The sequence below is a fragment of the Anaerostipes sp. genome, assembly GCF_018381315.1.
In the GTDB taxonomy this organism is placed as follows: domain Bacteria; phylum Bacillota; class Clostridia; order Lachnospirales; family Lachnospiraceae; genus Anaerostipes.
This window is the reverse complement of record NZ_JAGZSD010000015.1, coordinates 40,151-59,396: the sequence shown is the minus strand read 5'-3', so window position 1 is coordinate 59,396 and position 19,246 is coordinate 40,151. Positions and strand designations below refer to the sequence as shown.

17 protein-coding genes are annotated in these 19,246 nt (G+C 40.6%); 7 read left to right on the top strand and 10 right to left on the bottom strand.

Annotation, left to right across the window (positions count from 1 at the left end):
- Positions 1 to 198: 198 nt before the first annotated feature.
- Together argS and KH180_RS11780 are read right to left on the bottom strand one after the other, a co-directional pair.
- Positions 199 to 1,890, bottom strand: coding sequence for an arginine--tRNA ligase (gene argS, locus KH180_RS11785; RefSeq protein WP_290760518.1), 1,692 nt, complete (start codon positions 1,888 to 1,890; stop codon positions 199 to 201).
- 12 nt (positions 1,891 to 1,902) lie between these two features.
- Positions 1,903 to 2,673 carry a hypothetical protein gene (locus tag KH180_RS11780; RefSeq protein ID WP_290760515.1) on the bottom strand — a complete coding sequence of 257 codons (771 nt, stop codon included), beginning with the start codon at positions 2,671 to 2,673 and terminating at the stop codon, positions 1,903 to 1,905.
- 106 nt (positions 2,674 to 2,779) lie between these two features.
- On the opposite strand from KH180_RS11780, the gene KH180_RS11775 reads away from it, so the two are divergent.
- Positions 2,780 to 3,730: an alpha/beta fold hydrolase gene (locus KH180_RS11775; protein WP_290760512.1), complete on the top strand. Its 951-nt coding sequence runs from the start codon at positions 2,780 to 2,782 to the stop codon at positions 3,728 to 3,730.
- Here KH180_RS11775 and rsmG read toward each other — a convergent pair.
- The 8 genes from rsmG to rpmH are packed head-to-tail and all read right to left on the bottom strand — an operon-like array spanning position 3,727 to position 10,318.
- Positions 3,727 to 4,437, bottom strand: coding sequence for a 16S rRNA (guanine(527)-N(7))-methyltransferase RsmG (gene rsmG / locus KH180_RS11770; RefSeq protein ID WP_290760510.1), 711 nt, complete (start codon positions 4,435 to 4,437; stop codon positions 3,727 to 3,729). The genes KH180_RS11775 and rsmG overlap by 4 nt on opposite strands.
- A gap of 8 nt (positions 4,438 to 4,445) precedes the next feature.
- Complete coding sequence (mnmG, locus tag KH180_RS11765) at positions 4,446 to 6,329, bottom strand: tRNA uridine-5-carboxymethylaminomethyl(34) synthesis enzyme MnmG (protein ID WP_330624538.1); 1,884 nt, start codon at positions 6,327 to 6,329, stop codon at positions 4,446 to 4,448.
- 2 nt (positions 6,330 to 6,331) lie between these two features.
- On the bottom strand, positions 6,332 to 7,705 hold the full coding sequence (gene mnmE / locus KH180_RS11760; protein WP_290760506.1) for a tRNA uridine-5-carboxymethylaminomethyl(34) synthesis GTPase MnmE: 1,374 nt from the start codon (positions 7,703 to 7,705) through the stop codon (positions 6,332 to 6,334).
- Positions 7,706 to 7,760: 55 nt separating this feature from the next.
- Entirely contained in the window at positions 7,761 to 8,543 is a 783-nt protein-coding gene (jag, locus tag KH180_RS11755; RefSeq protein ID WP_290760503.1) for an RNA-binding cell elongation regulator Jag/EloR, read from the bottom strand.
- 1 nt (position 8,544) lies between these two features.
- Positions 8,545 to 9,546, bottom strand: a complete 1,002-nt coding sequence (locus KH180_RS11750; RefSeq protein WP_290760501.1) for a YidC/Oxa1 family membrane protein insertase — start codon at positions 9,544 to 9,546, stop codon at positions 8,545 to 8,547.
- Complete coding sequence (gene yidD, locus KH180_RS11745) at positions 9,543 to 9,785, bottom strand: membrane protein insertion efficiency factor YidD (RefSeq protein ID WP_290760498.1); 243 nt, start codon at positions 9,783 to 9,785, stop codon at positions 9,543 to 9,545. The genes KH180_RS11750 and yidD overlap by 4 nt, the downstream gene beginning before the upstream one ends.
- A complete protein-coding gene (rnpA, locus tag KH180_RS11740; protein ID WP_290760496.1) occupies positions 9,782 to 10,129 on the bottom strand; it encodes a ribonuclease P protein component in 348 nt (115 codons plus the stop codon). The genes yidD and rnpA overlap by 4 nt, the downstream gene beginning before the upstream one ends.
- A 54-nt stretch (positions 10,130 to 10,183) precedes the next feature.
- Positions 10,184 to 10,318 carry a 50S ribosomal protein L34 gene (rpmH, locus tag KH180_RS11735; protein WP_006568113.1) on the bottom strand — a complete coding sequence of 45 codons (135 nt, stop codon included), beginning with the start codon at positions 10,316 to 10,318 and terminating at the stop codon, positions 10,184 to 10,186.
- Positions 10,319 to 10,747: 429 nt separating this feature from the next.
- Between rpmH and dnaA the strand changes: the two genes are divergently transcribed.
- The 6 genes from dnaA (at position 10,748) to gyrA (ending at position 19,200) form a co-directional block, all read left to right on the top strand.
- A complete protein-coding gene (dnaA, locus tag KH180_RS11730) occupies positions 10,748 to 12,091 on the top strand; it encodes a chromosomal replication initiator protein DnaA (RefSeq protein ID WP_290760489.1) in 1,344 nt (447 codons plus the stop codon).
- A gap of 254 nt (positions 12,092 to 12,345) precedes the next feature.
- Positions 12,346 to 13,449, top strand: a complete 1,104-nt coding sequence (dnaN, locus tag KH180_RS11725) for a DNA polymerase III subunit beta (protein ID WP_290760487.1) — start codon at positions 12,346 to 12,348, stop codon at positions 13,447 to 13,449.
- A 13-nt stretch (positions 13,450 to 13,462) separates the two neighbouring features.
- Positions 13,463 to 13,672 carry an RNA-binding S4 domain-containing protein gene (locus KH180_RS11720; RefSeq protein ID WP_290760484.1) on the top strand — a complete coding sequence of 70 codons (210 nt, stop codon included), beginning with the start codon at positions 13,463 to 13,465 and terminating at the stop codon, positions 13,670 to 13,672.
- An 11-nt stretch (positions 13,673 to 13,683) separates the two neighbouring features.
- Positions 13,684 to 14,769: a DNA replication/repair protein RecF gene (gene recF / locus KH180_RS11715; protein WP_290760481.1), complete on the top strand. Its 1,086-nt coding sequence runs from the start codon at positions 13,684 to 13,686 to the stop codon at positions 14,767 to 14,769.
- 9 nt (positions 14,770 to 14,778) lie between these two features.
- Positions 14,779 to 16,701 carry a DNA topoisomerase (ATP-hydrolyzing) subunit B gene (gyrB, locus tag KH180_RS11710; protein WP_290760479.1) on the top strand — a complete coding sequence of 641 codons (1,923 nt, stop codon included), beginning with the start codon at positions 14,779 to 14,781 and terminating at the stop codon, positions 16,699 to 16,701.
- Positions 16,702 to 16,716: 15 nt separating this feature from the next.
- Positions 16,717 to 19,200 (top strand): DNA gyrase subunit A, encoded by a 2,484-nt coding sequence (gene gyrA, locus KH180_RS11705; protein ID WP_290760476.1) that lies wholly within the window; start codon positions 16,717 to 16,719, stop codon positions 19,198 to 19,200.
- Positions 19,201 to 19,246: the final 46 nt, after the last annotated feature.

Below are 19,246 nucleotides of genomic sequence, written 5' to 3'. Positions count from 1 at the left end.
TCTAAGCAAGCAACCCCTCCCCTGTTGTCCTTAAAATGAGTTCCGAATGTTTCACGTGAAACATTGCCACAGGTAAATTAATTTAACGAAATACTTTTATCTTACACTATAACAAAAAGAGGAAGCAGATAACATTACATCTGCTTCCCATACATTTATTTTATACTAAGGACTTTTGACCATTGCATGAAACAATTACTACATCTGTTCCGGACACTTCATTCCCAGAAGATCAAGTCCGTCCTTAATTGCTTTTTTTGCAATAATTACTAATTTCACTCTTGCACGTTTAAGCTTCTCATCTTCTACATTACACTGATTTTCATGATAAAAATGATTAAAAGCCTGGGCAACAGCCATCACAAATCTTGCAACAACAGACGGCTCCAGCCGCTCTGCCGCTGTCTTAACTACCTCCGGAAAACGAATCAGCTCTTTTAGTAAAGATACAGAAGCTTCATCCGTCAACAGGGAAGGATCAATTTCTTCCGCTACTTCTGTAATACCTGTCTTTCTTAAAACACTTGCGGCACGGGCATAAGTGTATTGAACATAAGGGCCTGTCTCTCCGTCAAAACTGTGAATTTTCTCCCAGCTGAATGTAACATCTTTAATTCTCTGGTTATACAGATCATTAAAAATAATTGCACCTATACCAACCATCTTTGCTACTTCTTCTTTATCTTTTAGTTCAGGATTTTTATCTTCAATTACCTCTTTGATCTTAGTTACGGATTCTCTCAAAATATCTTCGGCATAAATAATATTACCGCTCCGCGTAGAAAGTTTTCCGCCTTCCAGACTGACCAAACCATAAGGTACATGAATCAATTCATCTTTTGCCCAATCATTTCCCATAAGTTCTACAACCTTAAACACCTGAGCAAAATGGAGCTTCTGCTCCATCCCTGTAACATAAATGCACCGTTCAAAGTCATATGTTTTTTTACGATAGAAAATAGCTGCTAAATCTCTTGTGGCATAGATAGAACTTCCGTCTTTTTTCATAATCAGACACGGCGGCATATCATATTCTTCAAGATCTACAATGAAAGCACCTTCACTTTCTTTGAGCATCCCTTTCTCTCTTAATTCGTCCACAACAGCTGCAGTTTTATCCCGATAAAAACTTTCTCCTGCGTAAGAATCAAAATCAACATCCAAAAGTTCATATATTCTTTTATATTCAATCAGACTGATATCTTTAAACCATTCCCATATAGAAAGAGCTTCCTGATCACCCTGTTCCATTTTTACAAACCAGGCCCTTGCTTCATCATTTAAAGTATCATCCTTCTCTGCTTCCTCATGAAACTTTACATAAATTTTCATCAGCTCAGAGATGCCGTTTTTTTCTACAGCCTCTTTGCTTCCCCATCTCTTATAGGCAACGATCAATTTGCCAAACTGTGTTCCCCAATCACCCAAGTGGTTAATTCTCTCAACCTTGTACCCAAGCTTTTTAAAAATACGGTAAATAGAGTTACCGATCAAAGTTGTTCTCAGATGACCTACATGGAAATTCTTTGCCACGTTCGGTGATGAATAATCAATACAAATCGTTTTTCCGCAGCCCATCTCAGAACTGCCGTAATTATCCACAGATACCTGGCTAATCATTTGATTTACAAACATTTCTCTGTCAATAAAGAAATTTACATATGGTCCCATAGCGGCAACCTTTGAAACAAACTCTGAATCATGAATTTTGCCTGCAACCTCCTCAGCAATCAGATTTGGAGCTTTCCGGAAAATCTTTGCCAGCTGAAAACATGGAAATGCAAAATCACCCATATCTTCCTGAGGCGGAATTTCCAAAATCCTGCTCACAGTTTCTCTGTCCAGTTCATCAATAGATTCTGTTATTAAGTCAATAATCTTATCTTTCATTTTCTTCCTCACTTACGCTTCAATTATAGCCTGCAATACCACAGAGTTTTCCTGCCATCTGGTAATTGCAAATTGTCTTGTCAACATATCTTCCAGAATATTTCTATTCTTTTTAAACTTTTGAATGGATGCCTGCTTTTTAGGCTTTAGGACAAACTGCAGCATAATTCTGTCCTGTTCAATAAAAAGATCTATATTTAAAGAACGGATTCCCACTCTTTGAACAGCAAACTTTATCATCTGATAGAATCCTGTCAAAAATGAGAAAGTTAAAAGTACCGGGCATTCCTTTTCTATTTTCTCATATGTCACTTTGATATCCGGATGAATCTCTCTGATATGATCTGCTAATTCATAAAATGCCGGAATAAACAGTATCTCCTCCTGCTCTTTATCCAATTCTTTCAAGCCCGAAACAACAAAGTAATTTTCTTCCAGTCCTTCCAGGTATGCTTTCAGCCGGTCACACTTTTTTTGTATTTTCTTCTCTTTTTTAGAGATAATATCAATTTCATGTTCGACCTCACCTGTATCAGGTTCCTTCACTTCTTCCATACGGTTTTCATCGAGAGAAAGCGGGGAAAATACAGAACGAATCTGTCTTTTTTCCTTTTCCAGCTGAACACATCGGATCATCCTCTCTTTTTCTTCCTCCAGCTTATATCTCTGTTCAATCAGCGCTTCCTTATCTGCTACACATTCCATATATTCTTCAGATAAATATGCTGCTAAATCTGACATCAGCTGATCTTTATCAATCTTTTTTTCACCCAAATATCTCACCGCCTCACTTCTATCATAAACGAATTCTTAAGGAATGCAAAGTATTATTGTATCAAATCAGGGTTTGTCATATAATAATAGTAATAAATTAGAAAGGAGACTGCCTATGCATTTCTATAAAAAGCTTCGGAACCTGGCTACCATCACAACTGCTGCAACGTTAAGCGTATGTCTGATAAATAAACTTGTTTTTTCGCTCTCCTCCATGAAAGACGCCCTTTTTTCCAAATATGGCAACACCTATTCCTGGAGGTTCGGCAATATTTATTATACAAAACATGGAACCGGTTCTCCTATTCTGCTCATCCATGATCTGAACAACTGTAATTCTGAACTTGAGTTTTACAAACTAAAAGAAGAACTCTCCAAATCCCACACAGTCTATACGATGGATCTCTTAGGCTGCGGGCGTTCAGATAAACCAAGAATTACTTATACAAGCTATCTCTACGTTCAGCTCATCAACGACTTTATTAAAAATATCATCGGCACGAAAACTGACATTATAGCCAGCGGCAAATCTTCTTCCCTCATTTTCCTCGCCTGCTACACGGAACCGAGAAATTTCAGCCGCCTCATGATGATTAACCCGGAGAACATGACCAAAGCAGGCCGTTATCCGGGAAACCGCAAAAAGATGCTCAAGTATTTTATAGAACTTCCGATTATCGGAACGCTCACATACAACCTTCTTCACAGCAGGACCATGATTGAAAAGAAACTGGCACGGGAATATTTCCACCGGCCTAAGGATATCAAGAAAAAATATGTGGATATCTGCCATGAAGCCTGCCATAAATGTGGATCCGATACAAAATATTTATATGCAAGCCTTATATCCGATTATTTAAACTGTAATCTGATCCCTTCCATCAAGAATTTAAATCACAGCATCTACTTCCTTTTAGGAGACCATGCACCGGATGCGGAAAACACCATTGAACAGTATCAGGTATTAAACCCATCCATAGAATATCATTTTATCAAGGGTACAAAACTACTTCCTCATCTGGAGAATCCGGAGGAAGTACTGAAAACCTGCCGGATCTTCTTTTAACCGATTGGTTCTTTTGAGGGCAGCCCTGCTTTGCGCGGATAGCGTTTAGGGGTTGCCTTTTTTTTCTCAATCTTAAGAATCGTCCTCTCCATATCCGTTCCGGGAAGTACAAAAGAAACAACTTCCTCTATATTTCCTCCCAGCAGTTTCACCGCATGTTTTCCCTGTTTAAGCTCTTCCTGTATTTTTCCTGATTTATAAGGAAGAAACATTCCTGAAATCTTTACATAAGGGAGACAGTATTCAGAAAGAGTACTCAGATTTGCCACTGCTCTGGATACAACCAGGTCAAACTGTTCACGAAAATCCTTTTGTCTTGCAAAATCCTCGGCTCTTCCATGGATCGCCTGAATGTGATTAAGCCCCAAAGTCTCAATCACCTCTTCTAAAAATTTTACTCTTTTATTCAAAGAATCTAAAAGCACAACATCCAAATCCGGAAATGCTATCTTTAAAGGAATTCCCGGAAAACCGGCCCCTGTCCCCACATCCAGAATCTTTTGCCTGGAGAATCCACACTCTGCTCTCACCAGAGCCAGACTATCCACAAAATGCTTTAAGATAACGTCATCTCTCTCTGTAATAGCAGTCAGATTCATAACCTTATTTTTTTCCAACAGCAATTCATAATAGGTTTCAAACTGGGATATCTGTTTATCTGACAGACTGACCCCTAATTCTTCTGCTTTTTCTTTTAAACTTACCATATAAACTCCTAAGCCTTTTGATTCAGCTGCTCTAAATAAATGAGAAGCACAGAGATATCCGCCGGGGATACTCCTGATATTCTGGATGCCTGTCCAATCGATGCCGGGCGTATTCTGGCAAGCTTCTGGACAGCTTCTATTCTTAAGTTTCCTATTTCTTCATATTTGATTCCATCCGGAATTCTCTTTTTTTCCAGACGCTTAAACTGTTTCACCTGTGAAAGCTGGCGCTTTATATAACCTTCATACTTAATATTAATATTTACCTGTTCTCTTACATCCTCAGGATATTCCGGACGGCCGGGATCGATAGATGCCAGCATATCATAAGTAAGTTCAGGCCTTCTGATCAGTTCTGCCATCGTTGCAGAAGACTTTAATTCTGTACTTTTGCATTCAGCCAAAAGTTTCTGTACTTCTTTAGAAGCTCCTACGTTTACATGACTGAGGCGTTTGATTTCTTTTTCAATCATCTCCTCTTTCTTAAGCAGCTTCTCATACCTCTCCGGACTGATCAGACCCACTTGATATCCTATCTTTGAAAGACGCAGATCTGCATTATCCTGCCTTAAAAGCAGGCGGTATTCAGCCCTGGATGTCATCATCCGGTAAGGTTCACTTGTTTCTTTCGTCACAAGATCATCAATCAACACTCCGATGTATGCCTGAGACCGGTCAAGAACCAGCGGTTCTTTATCCTGAAGCTTAAGGGCTGCATTGATTCCTGCGATCAGCCCCTGTGCTGCCGCTTCCTCATAACCTGAGCTGCCGTTAAACTGCCCTCCCGAAAATAATCCTTCAATCGCTTTGAATTCCAAGGACGGCTTCAGCTGAGTAGCATTGATGCAGTCATATTCAATCGCATAGGCATTCCGGATGATCTTCACATTTTCAAGACCCGTTACACTGCGGTACATAGCATACTGAACATCCTCAGGAAGGGAGCTTGACATTCCTCCCACATACATTTCATTTGTGTATTCCCCTTCCGGCTCAATAAATACCTGATGCCTGTTTTTATCCGGAAACTTTACGATCTTATCTTCAATAGACGGGCAGTAACGGGGACCTGTTCCCTCAATTGCCCCCGAAAATAACGGTGACCGGTCAATATTATTACGGATAATCGTGTGAGTCTCTTCATTCGTATAGGTCAGCCAACAGGAAATCTGATCTCTCTCTATATCCTCTCTTGTGTTGGTAAAGCTGAACGGAACAATCTTCTCATCCCCCAGCTGTTCCTCCATCCTGCTGAAATCAATGCTGTTTTTATCAATACGTGCCGGAGTTCCTGTTTTAAAACGCCGAATTTCGATTCCAAGATCTTTCAGAGACTGTGTCAGGTGGTTTGCAGCCTGCAGGCCATTGGGCCCTGTCGCGCTGCTCACATCGCCATAAATACACCGTGCCTTCAAATAAGTTCCTGTGGTGAGAATCACGGCTCTGGCATAATATACAGCCCCTGAATAAGTTTTTACTCCCCGGACCCTGCCCTCCTCAGTAAGGATCTCCGTCACTTCTCCCTGTCTTACTGTCAGATTCTCTGTATTTCCCATGACCTGAGTCATTGCCATAGAGTACATCTTTTTATCTGCCTGTGCCCTCAGAGAATGAACGGCCGGCCCTTTTGACTGATTAAGCATTTTAGACTGAATATACGTCTTATCTATATTAATGCCCATCTCACCGCCCAAAGCATCTATTTCTTTTACCAGATGCCCCTTGGAACTTCCGCCGATATTCGGATTGCACGGCATCAGAGCAATACTGTCCATGCTGACTGTAAAGCAAATTGTTTTAAAACCAAGCCTGGCACAGGCCAGGGCTGCCTCGCAGCCTGCATGTCCTGCTCCGACTACTACAATATCATAATGTTCTTCTAATTTTTTCATTGTTATTTACCCATACAAAATTCTGCAAATATTTCATTTACCAGATCCTCGCCTACAGATTCTCCTATAATGTATCCAAGCTCCTCATAAGCATTCATGAGATCAATAGAGAAGAAATCCTCCGGCATTTCATTATCAATGCTTGTGAGAACCAATTCAAGACTTTCTTTTGCATTTGAGAGTGCTTTTTTATGCCTCATATTTGTGATGTATACTTCATCATTAAATGAAACTCTTCCATGGAAAAACAGTTCATTAATCTTCTCATAAAGTTCTTCCAGCCCGGAAAGATTTTTTGCCGACACAGCAGTGATATTGTTAAATCCTCTCTCTCTGAATTCAGTCTCAGAGACTTCTGTATCCAGATCAGACTTATTGAGAAGAACAATCACCTGCTTATCTTTCAGAAGATCCATAATATCCTCATCTTCCTTTGTAAGCGGCACAGAAGTATCCACAACGTAAAGTACAAGATCGGATTTTATCACCGAATCTCTCGCTTTATCCACACCAATCTTCTCAACAATATCCTCCGTGTCCCGAATCCCCGCAGTGTCAATCACATTCAGGGGAATGCCGTTAATCTGAATGGACTCTTCCAACGTATCTCTGGTAGTCCCGGCAATGTCAGTGACAATTGCCCGCTCTTCCCCCAGCAAAACATTTAATATAGAAGACTTTCCCGCATTAGGTTTCCCTACAATGGCCGTGTGGATGCCTTCCTTCAAAATGCGCCCGTTGTCAGAAGAATCTATATATTTTTGCACATCATCCCTGGCATGTTCCACCTGTACTCTGAGTTTTTCAGAAAACCCCTCCACTGAATAGTGTTCAGGATCATCCAGTGCGGATTCAATAAATGCCACGCTGTGAAGAATTTCTTTTCGAAGTAGCTTTATTTTCTCTGACAAAGCCCCTTTGAGCTGTTTCAGAGAGGTCTCCATGGCAAATTCATTTTTAGAATGAATCAAATCCATCACTGCCTCTGCTTTCGACAAATCAATTCTGCCGTTTAAAAATGCTCTTTTTGTAAATTCACCCGGTTCTGCCGGTCTTGCACCTGCTTCAATAACACAGGAAAGAATCTTTTTCATTACAATTACGCCCCCATGGCAGTTAATCTCTGCCACATCCTCAGCAGTATAAGAATGAGGGCCTTTCATAATAAGCAGAATACACTCATCAATATCTTTTCCGTCTTTTACAGCATGACCGTAATGTGCGGTGTAAGTAGCTGCCTTTTTTATATCTTTTTTTCTCTTTGGCCGGAATACCTTTGAGACAATGTCTATGGCTTCCGGGCCGCTGATCCTGATAATGCCGATCCCGCTGTTTGTCAGCGGCGTGGCAATCGCTGCAATTGTATCTGTTCCCATTTCACTGTCCTCCGCAAGGCAAAAAAGGGCTGCCGCAAAAGGCAACCCAAATTTCTTATTTCTTCAGCATGACAACCACTCTGCGGTATGGATCTTTTCCCTGACTCTTTGTCACAATCTTGGGATCCCGCTGAAGTGCAGAATGGATGATCCGGCGTTCATTTGGATTCATAGGCTCCAGATGAACCGGTTTCTTTGTTTTCTTAACTTTATTTGCAATACTGAGTGCAAGCTTCTCTAAAGTTTCCTGCCTGCGCTCCCTGTAATTCTCAGTATCAAGCTTAACTTTAATAAAGGAATCACTCTCTTTGTTTACAAATAAACTGGTCAAATATTGAAGTGCATCCAGAGTCTGTCCGTGCTTTCCGATCAAAGCACCCATCTTCTCCCCTGTCACATTAATATTAAGTACATTTCCGGATGTATTATAATAAAGGTTCAGTTTAGGAACAAGGCCCATCGCCTTTAAAACCTCGTCCAGATAAGATTTTGTATCTTCAATTATCTGGTCAATGTTTTCCGGCCGTTTATATTCTTTTTCTTTTGGAGTTTCAGGAACTTCTTCAGGCTTTTCCGTTTCCTGCGTCTTCACCTGCTTCTTTTCTGAAACTTTTGGAGTCTTTGCCGGTTTTTCTTCTTTTTCAGGCTGAGGTTCAGCTGTTGTTTCCGCTGCTTCCCTTAACTCAATAATCACCGGCTTTTTAAACAAACCTAAAAAACCATTGCTTCCTTTGTCAATCACTGCATACTGAATTTCTGTGCTTGGAATTCCCAGCTCCATCGCCGCATTCATAACCGCATCAGATTCTGTTCTGCCAGTAAAACGCTTTACTGCCATCCTATTTTCCTCCTTTATCCATCCGGTTCTTTACAATGTTCGCCTTAGATGCAATTCCTCCCTCAGATTGTGTATCATACTCTACATTCTTGGTGACTTTCTTTTTCGCAATATCGCTGATTGTAGTATCCTGGGATGATTGAGATGAAGTACTGCTTCCATTTGCAGCTCCCATCATTTTTTCGTACATTGAAGGGCCTTTTTTCTTGGCTTTCTTCTTTGCAGCTTTTTCTCTGCTCTTTTCAATGATCTTCTGCATGTTTGTATGATTATAGTAGTTATTAATCAAAATCTGCTGAATCCACTGGAATACCGCACTGGCTGTCCAGTAAATACCGATACCTACCGGAAGTGTAATACACATAAATAAAGACATCAGCGGCATCATCAGCATCATATTTTTTGACATACCGGCTGCCGGGTTGTCCGCATCCATATCGGCCATAGAAGTACGTGCACTCAAATACTGGAATAATGCTGATAAGATCGGAATAATCAGATAAATACTGAGTTTAAATCCAGGTGTATTCTGAATATTAATTCCAAGCACAAATTCATATGCACTTTTTGAAATATTCGGAATATAACCTTCCAGATTCCTTACTACATAGTACAAAGCCATAATAATCGGAAACTGGATCAGTGTTGTCGCACATCCGCCTGTTGGGCTTGTCCCATATTTATCATAAACCTTCTGCATCTCTTCCTGCTGCTTCATCATAGATGCCTGATCTCTTTTACCGCGGTATTTTTTCTGTATCTTATTCATCTCAGGCTGTGCCACCTGATTGATTTTCATGCTTCTCTGCTGCTTCATAGTCAGCGGAAAAATAATCAGTTTAGAAATAAGTGTAAACAAAATAATACATAAACCAAGATTCTCAATACCAACGGCTGCCAGTCCGTTATAAATCCACTTCATGATTTCGCCGAAAATCCAGACAATCGGAGCTAAAATCCCTCCGCTGCTGCCTGCCTGAGCAGCCTGTGCCAAAAACATCATTTCTTTTTACCTTTCACCTTTCTCACTTCCGGAACAGGATCATATCCTCCCTTTGCAAAAGGGTTGCATCTCAAGATTCGAAACACAGCCAGAAGGCTCCCCTTCAATACGCCGTGTTTTTCCAGTGCTTCAATTGCATACTCCGAACAGGTCGGTGTATAAATGCAAGTTCCTTTACCTTTTAATTTAGACAAGTGCGCTCTATAAAACCGTATTAAATGAATCAAAATCTTTTTCAATGTTTTTCATCTCTTTTTAAATGATGAAGCTTTATCAAATGGAGCAAAGCACTTTCCACCTTGTGATAACCTTCATCCTTGACAGCATTTCTTGCAATGACTGCAATATCAAATCCCTGCTTAAACTCCGATTGATGAAGTCTGTAACTCTCCCTCAGAAGTCTGGTCACCCGGTGTCTTACCACACTGTTGCCCACCTTCTTGCTGACGGAAATTCCAAAACGATTATAACCAAGCTGATTTTCCATGCAGTACAAAACGAAATACCTGTTTGCCTTTGACTTGCCGGTTCTATATACCTGCTGAAACTCTTTCGTTTTCCTCAATGAATGATAATGCTTCATATGTTTTCCTTCCCTATTTTATTTAGAGAAAAGAAAAGGTCACATCACTGCGACCTATGCTGACAATCTATTTCTTCCTTTTGCTCTTCTGCTTTTAATAACTTTTCTTCCGTTAGCAGTGCTCATTCTTTTTCTGAAACCATGAACTTTAGATCTCTGTCTTTTCTTTGGCTGAAATGTCATTTTCATGTCTAGAAACACCTCCTTAATCAAATAATAGTAATATTATATATGAAACCATATATTTTCTAAAAAACATCACTCCCATTATAGTCAAAGACTGCAGCATAAGTCAAGTATATTCTACGTTTTTTTGTTATTAAATTTCTTCATCCATAGATGTTGTAGGCCTCTAAAAAGTTATGCACAATTTGTGGATAACCTGTGGACAACTATGTGAAATATTTGTTAATCCAATGTTTATATGTGTCGAAACCCCTGATATTTCCTAGTGTTGATTTTGTGAATAAAATTATCCACAGTTTTCCTCAGGCAACATACATTGTATTACCATTGTACTTATAATATGAAAGAAAGATTGAAAAAAAAATCCTTTTGTTATACACTAGTAATAGTGTATTTTTTTAAACTTATTTAGAAAGAGGTCCGAAAAAATCAATGAAGAAAGAAATCGAAGCGATCTGGGATGACGTTCTGTTAAAACTTGAACAAGAACATGATATTTCAAGTGCTGCCATCAACGCCTGGATTAAACCGCTCAACATCAAAGAAGTGAAAGACGATCAGATTGTTTTGTCATTGAACAGTAATTTCGATGCCAGAGGTATACATTTTATAGAAAGTAAAATGTACGACTTTTATATTTCTCTGGCGATTCAGGATATAACAGGTAAAAAATACGAAATTTCTTTTGTTCTGGAAGAAGCTAAAAAGAAAAAAGCTCCGGCATCCCGTACGGATACTCAGCTTCAGGATTCCAATAACCTGAATCCCAGGTATACTTTTGACAGCTTTGTCGTCGGAACAAATAACCAGATGGCCCATGCTGCCTGCATCGCAGTGGCAGAGGCTCCGGCTGAAGCTTATAATCCGCTGTTTTTATATGGAGGCGCCGGACTCGGCAAAACTCACCTGATGCACTCCATCGCCCATTATATTATGGAAAATAACAGCAAACTCAAAGTTCTTTACGTTACCAGTGAAGACTTTACCAATGAAGTTATCAACGCTATTCATCACAATAAACAGGAAGAACTGCGGAACAAGTACCGTACTATTGATGTCCTCCTGATCGATGATATTCAGTTTATAATAGGTAAGGACAGCACCCAGCAGGAATTTTTCCATACGTTTAATGCCCTTTATAATTCCAAAAGCCAGATTATTATATCCTCCGATAAACCTCCAAAAGAGATTGAAACATTGGAGGAACGTCTGCGTACCCGTTTTGGCTGCGGACTCACAGCTGACATCCAGCCTCCCGACTATGAAACCAGAATTGCCATTTTAAGAAAACGGGCCGAATTAGATCATATCTATATAGATGATGCCATATTTGACTACATAGCATCCAATATTAAATCCAATATCAGGGAACTGGAGGGAGCGCTGAACAAAATCAGAGTATATTCCAAGCTGGAAAAAAGGCCGATTGACCTTGATTTGGCTAAAATTGCCCTGAAAGACCTTGTAGACAATGATACTGTTGTCAAAATTACACCAGATTTAATTATCACTACGGTGGCTGAACACTTCAATATTCAGCCTGCTGATATTTTATCAAAAAAGAGAAGCCATGATATTGCGTATCCCAGACAGATCTGTATGTATCTGTGTAAGAAGCTGACTGATACCTCATTCGTTAAGATCGGTGAATTTCTCGGCAAAAGGGATCACTCTACGGTTATTCATGGTTCAGAAAAAATAGAAAAAGATTTACAGAAAGACAACACACTGTCCACGACTCTTGACATTATAATAAAGAAAATGAACCCTTCTTAAGGTTTGTTCACATTATTCTGTGGATAACCTGTGCCTTTTCTGTTGATAATTTTAACCTTAATTTCAGGCTTGTTGATAACCTCAAAGTTATGAATGCTTTATCCGTGGCTTCTTAACAAGTTATTAACCTTAATTCAGCCTTAAATTAAGCCATTTTTTAGGGTTATTCACAAATCCACAGCCCCTACGGCTAATACTGCGGATTTTTAATATATATTTAAGTATTTTTGAACCTGAAAGGAGTTATACACAATATGAAAATCGTTTGTAATAGAACCGACCTTGTTTCCGGTGTCAGCATTGTATCCAAAGCTGTTTCAAACAAGACAACACTGCCTATTCTTGAATGTATTCTCATTGAAGCCAGTGCAGGTACCATTACTTTGACTGCCAATGATATGGAATTAGGCATTGAAACAAACATTGAAGGAAATATATTAGAACAAGGGAAAATAGCCCTGGATGCTAAACTATTTTTTGAGATTGTCAGAAAACTTCCGGATAATGACGTAACTATTGAAACAGATTCTGACTACAAGGCAACCATTACTTGTGAAAAAGCATGTTTCCATATTGTAGGACAAGAAGGCTCTGAATTTCCTTATCTTCCTGAGATTGAAAAAGAGAAAAGCATTACTCTTTCGCAGTTTACATTAAAAGAGGTTATCAGACAGACAATTTTTTCCATATCTGATAATGAAAACAATAAGCTGATGACAGGGGAACTTTTTGAAGTTGAAAATAACAAACTGAATGTTGTATCATTGGACGGACACAGGATTTCTATCAGAAATATAGAACTGAAAGAGAGTTTTGACTCCTTTAAAGTTGTCGTTCCAGGAAAGACACTGCAGGAAATTACAAAAATAATTTCCGGTGATGCAGAAAAAGATGTTATAATTTATGTTACTAATAAGCATATCTTATTTGAATTTGATCAGACAAGAGTTGTTTCAAGACTTTTGGAAGGGGAATACTATAAAATAAGCCAGATGCTGTCCAGTGATTACGAGACAAAGATTACCATCAATAAAAAAGAATTTCTGGACTGTATTGACCGTGCCAGCCTGCTGATCAGGGAATCAGACAAAAAACCGATTGTCATTAATATTACAGACAATTCTCTGGAATTAAATATTTCATCTTTCTTTGGTTCCATGGAGGAAAACATTTTAATCCAGAAAGAAGGAAGAGATATTCTGATCGGATTTAATCCAAAATTTTTGATGGATGTGCTTCGGGTTATTGATGATGAGGAGATTAATATTTATCTTGTCAATCCAAAAGCGCCTTGTTTTATTAAAGACAGTTCTGAATCCTATATTTATTTAATACTTCCTGTAAATTTCAACCACTAGAAAGGAAATTTTAATGGAGCAGATCAAATTAAGTGAAGATTACATCAAACTTGGCCAGGCATTAAAGGCTGCGGGGCTTGTAGGTTCTGGTGTGGAAGCGAAGATCGTCATTCAGGACGGCCTAGTCAGTGTCAACGGAGAGATTGACACAAGGCGCGGGAAAAAGCTGTACGGCGGTGAAGTCATAGAATTTGACGGCCAAGCTGTAAAAATTGTGAAATAGTTGGGTGCCTTATGTATATTCAGTCTTTAGAGCTAAAAAATTATCGGAATTATGACCGCTTGATTATTGAGTTTTCAAAGGGAACCAATATTCTATACGGTGATAATGCACAGGGAAAGACGAATATCCTGGAGGCAGTATATCTTGGAGCTACAACGAAATCTCACAGGGGAAGCAAAGACCGTGAGATTATCCGGTTCGGAGAAAATGAGTCCCACATAAGGATCCATCTTGTAAAGCAGGATATCGGGCATCAGATTGACATGCACTTAAAAAAGAGCAAGACAAAGGGAGCCGCCATTGATCAGATTCCAATCAAAAGATCCAGTGATCTTCTGGGGTTTGTTCCGGTTATCTTTTTTTCTCCGGAGGATCTGAGCATCATCAAGAATGGTCCTGCTGAGCGGAGAAAGTTTTTAGATATTGAGCTTTCACAGCTGGAGAAAATGTATCTTCACCAGCTTTCCAGCTATAACAAAGTAATGACCCAGAGGAACAACTTATTAAAACAGCTGGCTTATCAGAGAGATCTTTTGGATACATTAGACAGTTGGGATTTACAGCTTGTCAGGTATGGATCGGAGGTAATCCGTTACCGTCAGAGATTTATAGAGGACCTCAATGGGATTATTCGCGGGATTCATAAAAATCTCACCGGAAAAAAAGAAAAAATTGATTTAAAATATGATTATAGTGTGAACTATGATGAGTTTCTGACTGTTTTACAGAAAAAGAGGGAGATTGACCTGAGATATGCTTCTACAGGGGCAGGCCCGCACCGTGATGATATTGAGTTTCTTGTGAATGGGATCGATATCCGTAAGTTTGGCTCACAGGGCCAGCAGCGGACAGCAGCTCTTTCACTGAAACTTGCTCAGATCGAGTTGGTAAAGAGACAGACCGGCGAGACACCGATTCTGCTTTTGGACGATGTTCTGTCAGAATTGGACAGCAGCCGGAAGAATTATCTTTTGGACAGTATAAAGGACATTCAGACACTGATCACGTGTACCGGGCTGGAAGAATTTATTAACAGTCATCTGCAGATTGACAAAATGTTTCAGGTTAAATCGGGTAAAATTGTCAGAGAAAATTAGGAGGAACGTATGGGCACAGAGAAAAAAGGAGAATATGGTGCAGATCAGATTCAGATCTTGGAGGGATTGGAAGCTGTACGGAAAAGGCCCGGAATGTACATTGGAAGTACTTCCGCCAAAGGGCTTCACCATTTAGTATATGAAATTGTGGACAATGCGGTCGATGAATCACTGGCAGGATACTGTGATACGATTTATGTGACACTGAACAAGGATAATTCCGTCACGGTGCGTGACAACGGAAGGGGTATCCCGGTAGGCCTCAATAAGAAAAAGGGTGTCTCCAGCGTGGAAGTTGTATTTACAATTCTTCATGCAGGAGGAAAGTTCGGAGGCGGAGGATACAAGGTATCAGGAGGTCTGCACGGTGTAGGTTCATCTGTCGTAAATGCTCTGTCTAATTGGCTGGAAGTCAATGTCCATACTGACGGAAAAATATATAATCAGCGGTATGAGAAGGGAAAAGTCTGCTATCCGCTGAAGGTTGTGGGAGAAACTGACAGGAACGGCACAGAGGTCAGTTTTCTTCCTGACGATACAATTTTTGAGGAGACAGTATTTGACTACAAAACTTTGAGGCAGCGTCTCCGGGAGACTGCATTTCTTACCAAAAATCTGAAGATTATTCTGACAGATGAACGCCAGGAAGAACCTGTACAGGAAGTTTTTCACTATGAAGGCGGAATCAAAGAGTTCGTTACCTACCTGAATAAAGGGAAAGAAGCACTGTATGACCAGGTGATTTACTGTGAAGGAGAAAAAGACGGAGTCTATGTGGAAGTTGCCATGCAGCACAATGATTCTTATAACGAGAATTCATTGAGCTTTGTTAATAATATCATCACGCCGGAGGGAGGAACTCATCTGTCCGGATTTAAAAATGCACTGACTACCACATTTAATGACTATTCTAGAAAAAATAAACTTCTGAAGGAAAATGAGAGCAATCTTTCAGGCGAAGATATAAGAGAGGGGCTTACCTCTGTCATCAGCATCAAACTTGGGGAGCCTCAGTTTGAAGGACAGACAAAACAGAAGCTTGGAAACAGTGAGGCAAGAGGGGCAGTCAACAGCATTGTAAATGAGCAGCTGACTTATTTTCTGGAACAAAATCCTGCTGTTGCAAAGATCATATGTGAAAAGGCAGTTCTGGCCCAGAGAGCCAGGGATGCTGCGAGAAAAGCCAGGGATCTGACCAGAAGAAAAACTGCCTTGGACGGATTCAGCCTGCCCGGAAAACTGGCGGACTGTTCCGATAAGAATCCGGAGAACTGTGAGATTTATATTGTTGAGGGAGATTCCGCCGGCGGATCTGCAAAGACAGCCAGGTCCCGTGCAACCCAGGCAATACTGCCTCTGAGAGGAAAGATCCTGAATGTAGAGAAATCCAGGCTGGATAAGATTCTGATGAATAAAGAAATTCAGGCGATGATTACAGCGTTCGGAACCGGAATCCATGATGATTTTGATATTGAGAAGCTCAGATATCATAAAATTATTATTATGACTGATGCCGATGTGGACGGCGCGCATATTGCTACTCTGCTTTTGACCTTCTTTTACCGGTTTATGCCGGATCTGATCAAAGAAGGTTATGTATATATGGCTCAGCCGCCTCTTTACAGGGTGGAGAGAAATAAAAAGTTCTGGTATGCTTACACAGACCAGGAACTGAATAATATTGTCAATGAAATCGGCAGGGATAACAACAATAAGATCCAGCGCTACAAAGGTCTGGGAGAGATGGATGCCGAACAGCTTTGGGATACCACTATGGATCCTGACAAGAGAGTGCTGCTCAGGGTGACCATTGATGAGGATTCCGCATCAGAAATTGACCTGACCTTCACCACGTTAATGGGTGACCAGGTAGAACCAAGACGGGAGTTTATTGAAGCCAATGCAAAATATGTCCATAACCTGGACGTATAGGAAGGAATATAATTTATGGACGAAAATACAATCTTTGATAAAGTTCATGACGTTGATCTGAAGCAGACAATGGAGAATTCCTACATCGATTATGCCATGAGCGTTATCGCAGCCAGAGCCCTTCCGGATGTAAGGGACGGGCTGAAGCCAGTTCAGAGAAGAATCCTTTATGCGATGATTGAACTGAATAACGGACCGGATAAACCGCACCGTAAATGTGCACGTATCGTCGGGGATGCCATGGGTAAATATCATCCTCACGGAGACAGTTCTATTTACGGGGCTTTGGTTAATATGGCTCAGGAGTGGTCTACCCGTTATCCTCTCGTGGACGGACATGGAAACTTTGGTTCTGTGGACGGAGACGGCGCTGCGGCAATGCGTTATACAGAGGCGAGACTCAGCAAAATTTCTATGGAACTGCTGGCTGATATCGGAAAAGATACGGTAAACTTTATCCCCAACTTTGATGAGACAGAAAAAGAACCTCAGGTTCTCCCTTCAAGATTTCCTAACCTGCTGGTAAACGGCACACAGGGAATTGCGGTAGGTATGGCTACTAATATACCTCCCCATAACTTAAGAGAGGTTATCAATGCAGTAGTAAGGATCATTGACGACAAGGTGGAAAATAACCGTGTCACCGATATAGAAGAGCTTTTGGATATCGTAAAAGGACCGGATTTCCCAACAGGAGCCACTATTTTAGGAAAAGCAGGTATCAGCCAGGCATACCGCACAGGACGCGGAAAGATCAAGGTGCGTGCTGTAACTGATATTGAACCAATGGCCAACGGAAAGCAGAGAATTGTTGTAACAGAGCTTCCGTATATGGTCAATAAAGCAAGGCTGATTCAGAAGATAGCAGAGCTTGTAAAAGAGAAAAAGGTAGACGGTATTACAGAGATAAGGGATGAGTCTGACAGAACCGGTATGAGAATCTGTATTGAGCTCAGAAGAGATGCCAATGCAAACGTTGTCTTAAACCGTCTGTTTAAGCACACTCAGCTTCAGGATACATTCGGTGTTATTATGCTGGCTTTGGTCAACAATGAACCCAAAATCCTGAATCTGTTTGAGATGCTCAATTATTATCTGGAGCACCAGAAGGATGTTGTGACAAGAAGGACAAAATATGAGCTGAATAAGGCGGAAGAACGGGCTCATATCCTGGAAGGACTGCTCATCGCACAGGATAATATTGATGAAGTGATCAAAATTATCAGAGCGGCTGCCAATATTTCTGAAGCCAAAATACAGCTCATGGACCGCTTTGCACTGACAGATCCGCAGGCACAGGCTATCGTGGATATGCGACTTCGGGCACTGAATGGTTTGGAGCGGGCCAAGCTTGAAAAAGAATATAACGAGCTGATGGAAAAGATCACAGAATTAAAGGCTATTCTTGCTGATGAAAAACTGCTTCTTGGAGTTATCAAAGATGAGATGATCTTGATCCGTGATAAATACGGCGATGACAGAAGAACTTCCATAGGCTTTGATGTAAATGATATTTCCATGGAGGATCTGATTCCGAAAGAAAATACGATCATTACCATGACAAAGCTGGGATATATTAAGAGAATGACGATGGATACTTTTAAGAGCCAGAACAGGGGCGGAAAAGGTATCAAAGGAATGCAGACCATCGATGAGGATTACATTGAAGAGCTGTTTATGACTACATCCCATCACTATATCATGTTCTTTACAAATATGGGCAGAGTCTACCGTCTGAAAGCTTATGAAATTCCGGAGAGCAGCCGGACAGCAAGGGGAACTGCTATTGTGAATCTGATTCAGCTTCAGCCGGATGAAAAGATAACGGCAGTGATCCCGATCAACGAATACAAAGAAAATCATTATCTGTTTATGGCTACTAAGAGCGGAGTGGTGAAAAAGTCACCAATCATGGAATATGCCAACATAAGAAAAACAGGTCTTCTGGCAATTACGCTGAAAGAAAATGATGAACTGATTGAAGTGAAGTTTACGGATGATGATCAGGATGTATTCCTTGTGACTAAAAACGGACAGTGCATTCGGTTCCACGAAACCGATGTAAGATCTATTGGACGTACAGCTATGGGTGTCCGCGGCATTAACTTGGACGGCGATGATGAAGTCATTGGAATGCAGCTGAGTGCCCAGGGAGAAGCACTGTTGTTTGTGTCTGAGAACGGCATGGGCAAAAGGACGATGATGACAGAGTTTACGCCTCAGCACAGAGGAGGAAAAGGCATCCGCTGCTATAAGATCACAGACAAGACAGGAGACGTTGTCGGAGTCAAAGCTGTGGATGAGGAAAATGAAGTTCTGATGATTACCACAGAAGGTGTTGTTATCCGAATGAGCGTGGACGGCATCTCAATGCTTGGAAGAAATACTTCCGGCGTAAAACTTATGAATGTGGATGACAATGTGATTGTCGCAAGTCTGGCGAAAGTCCGGGATGAAGAAGTAGAAGATGAGACAGAAGATCCGGAAGAAACAGAATAAAAAACGGCGGTCAGAGCATGGGTTATTTGTCTGTGCTCTGACTTCG

Bases quoted from the DNA above. Each gene is read 5' to 3' on its own strand.
- argS (WP_290760518.1), bottom strand. From the start codon at position 1,890: ATGAAAGATAAGATTATTGACTTAATAACAGAATCTATTGATGAACTG.
- KH180_RS11775 (WP_290760512.1), top strand. From the start codon at position 2,780: ATGCATTTCTATAAAAAGCTTCGGAACCTGGCTACCATCACAACTGCT.
- rsmG (WP_290760510.1), bottom strand. From the start codon at position 4,437: ATGGTAAGTTTAAAAGAAAAAGCAGAAGAATTAGGGGTCAGTCTGTCA.
- mnmG (WP_330624538.1), bottom strand. From the start codon at position 6,329: ATGAAAAAATTAGAAGAACATTATGATATTGTAGTAGTCGGAGCAGGA.
- mnmE (WP_290760506.1), bottom strand. From the start codon at position 7,705: ATGGGAACAGATACAATTGCAGCGATTGCCACGCCGCTGACAAACAGC.
- jag (WP_290760503.1), bottom strand. From the start codon at position 8,543: ATGGCAGTAAAGCGTTTTACTGGCAGAACAGAATCTGATGCGGTTATG.
- KH180_RS11750 (WP_290760501.1), bottom strand. From the start codon at position 9,546: ATGATGTTTTTGGCACAGGCTGCTCAGGCAGGCAGCAGCGGAGGGATT.
- rnpA (WP_290760496.1), bottom strand. From the start codon at position 10,129: ATGAAGCATTATCATTCATTGAGGAAAACGAAAGAGTTTCAGCAGGTA.
- rpmH (WP_006568113.1), bottom strand. From the start codon at position 10,318: ATGAAAATGACATTTCAGCCAAAGAAAAGACAGAGATCTAAAGTTCAT.
- dnaA (WP_290760489.1), top strand. From the start codon at position 10,748: ATGAAGAAAGAAATCGAAGCGATCTGGGATGACGTTCTGTTAAAACTT.
- dnaN (WP_290760487.1), top strand. From the start codon at position 12,346: ATGAAAATCGTTTGTAATAGAACCGACCTTGTTTCCGGTGTCAGCATT.
- KH180_RS11720 (WP_290760484.1), top strand. From the start codon at position 13,463: ATGGAGCAGATCAAATTAAGTGAAGATTACATCAAACTTGGCCAGGCA.
- recF (WP_290760481.1), top strand. From the start codon at position 13,684: ATGTATATTCAGTCTTTAGAGCTAAAAAATTATCGGAATTATGACCGC.
- gyrB (WP_290760479.1), top strand. From the start codon at position 14,779: ATGGGCACAGAGAAAAAAGGAGAATATGGTGCAGATCAGATTCAGATC.
- gyrA (WP_290760476.1), top strand. From the start codon at position 16,717: ATGGACGAAAATACAATCTTTGATAAAGTTCATGACGTTGATCTGAAG.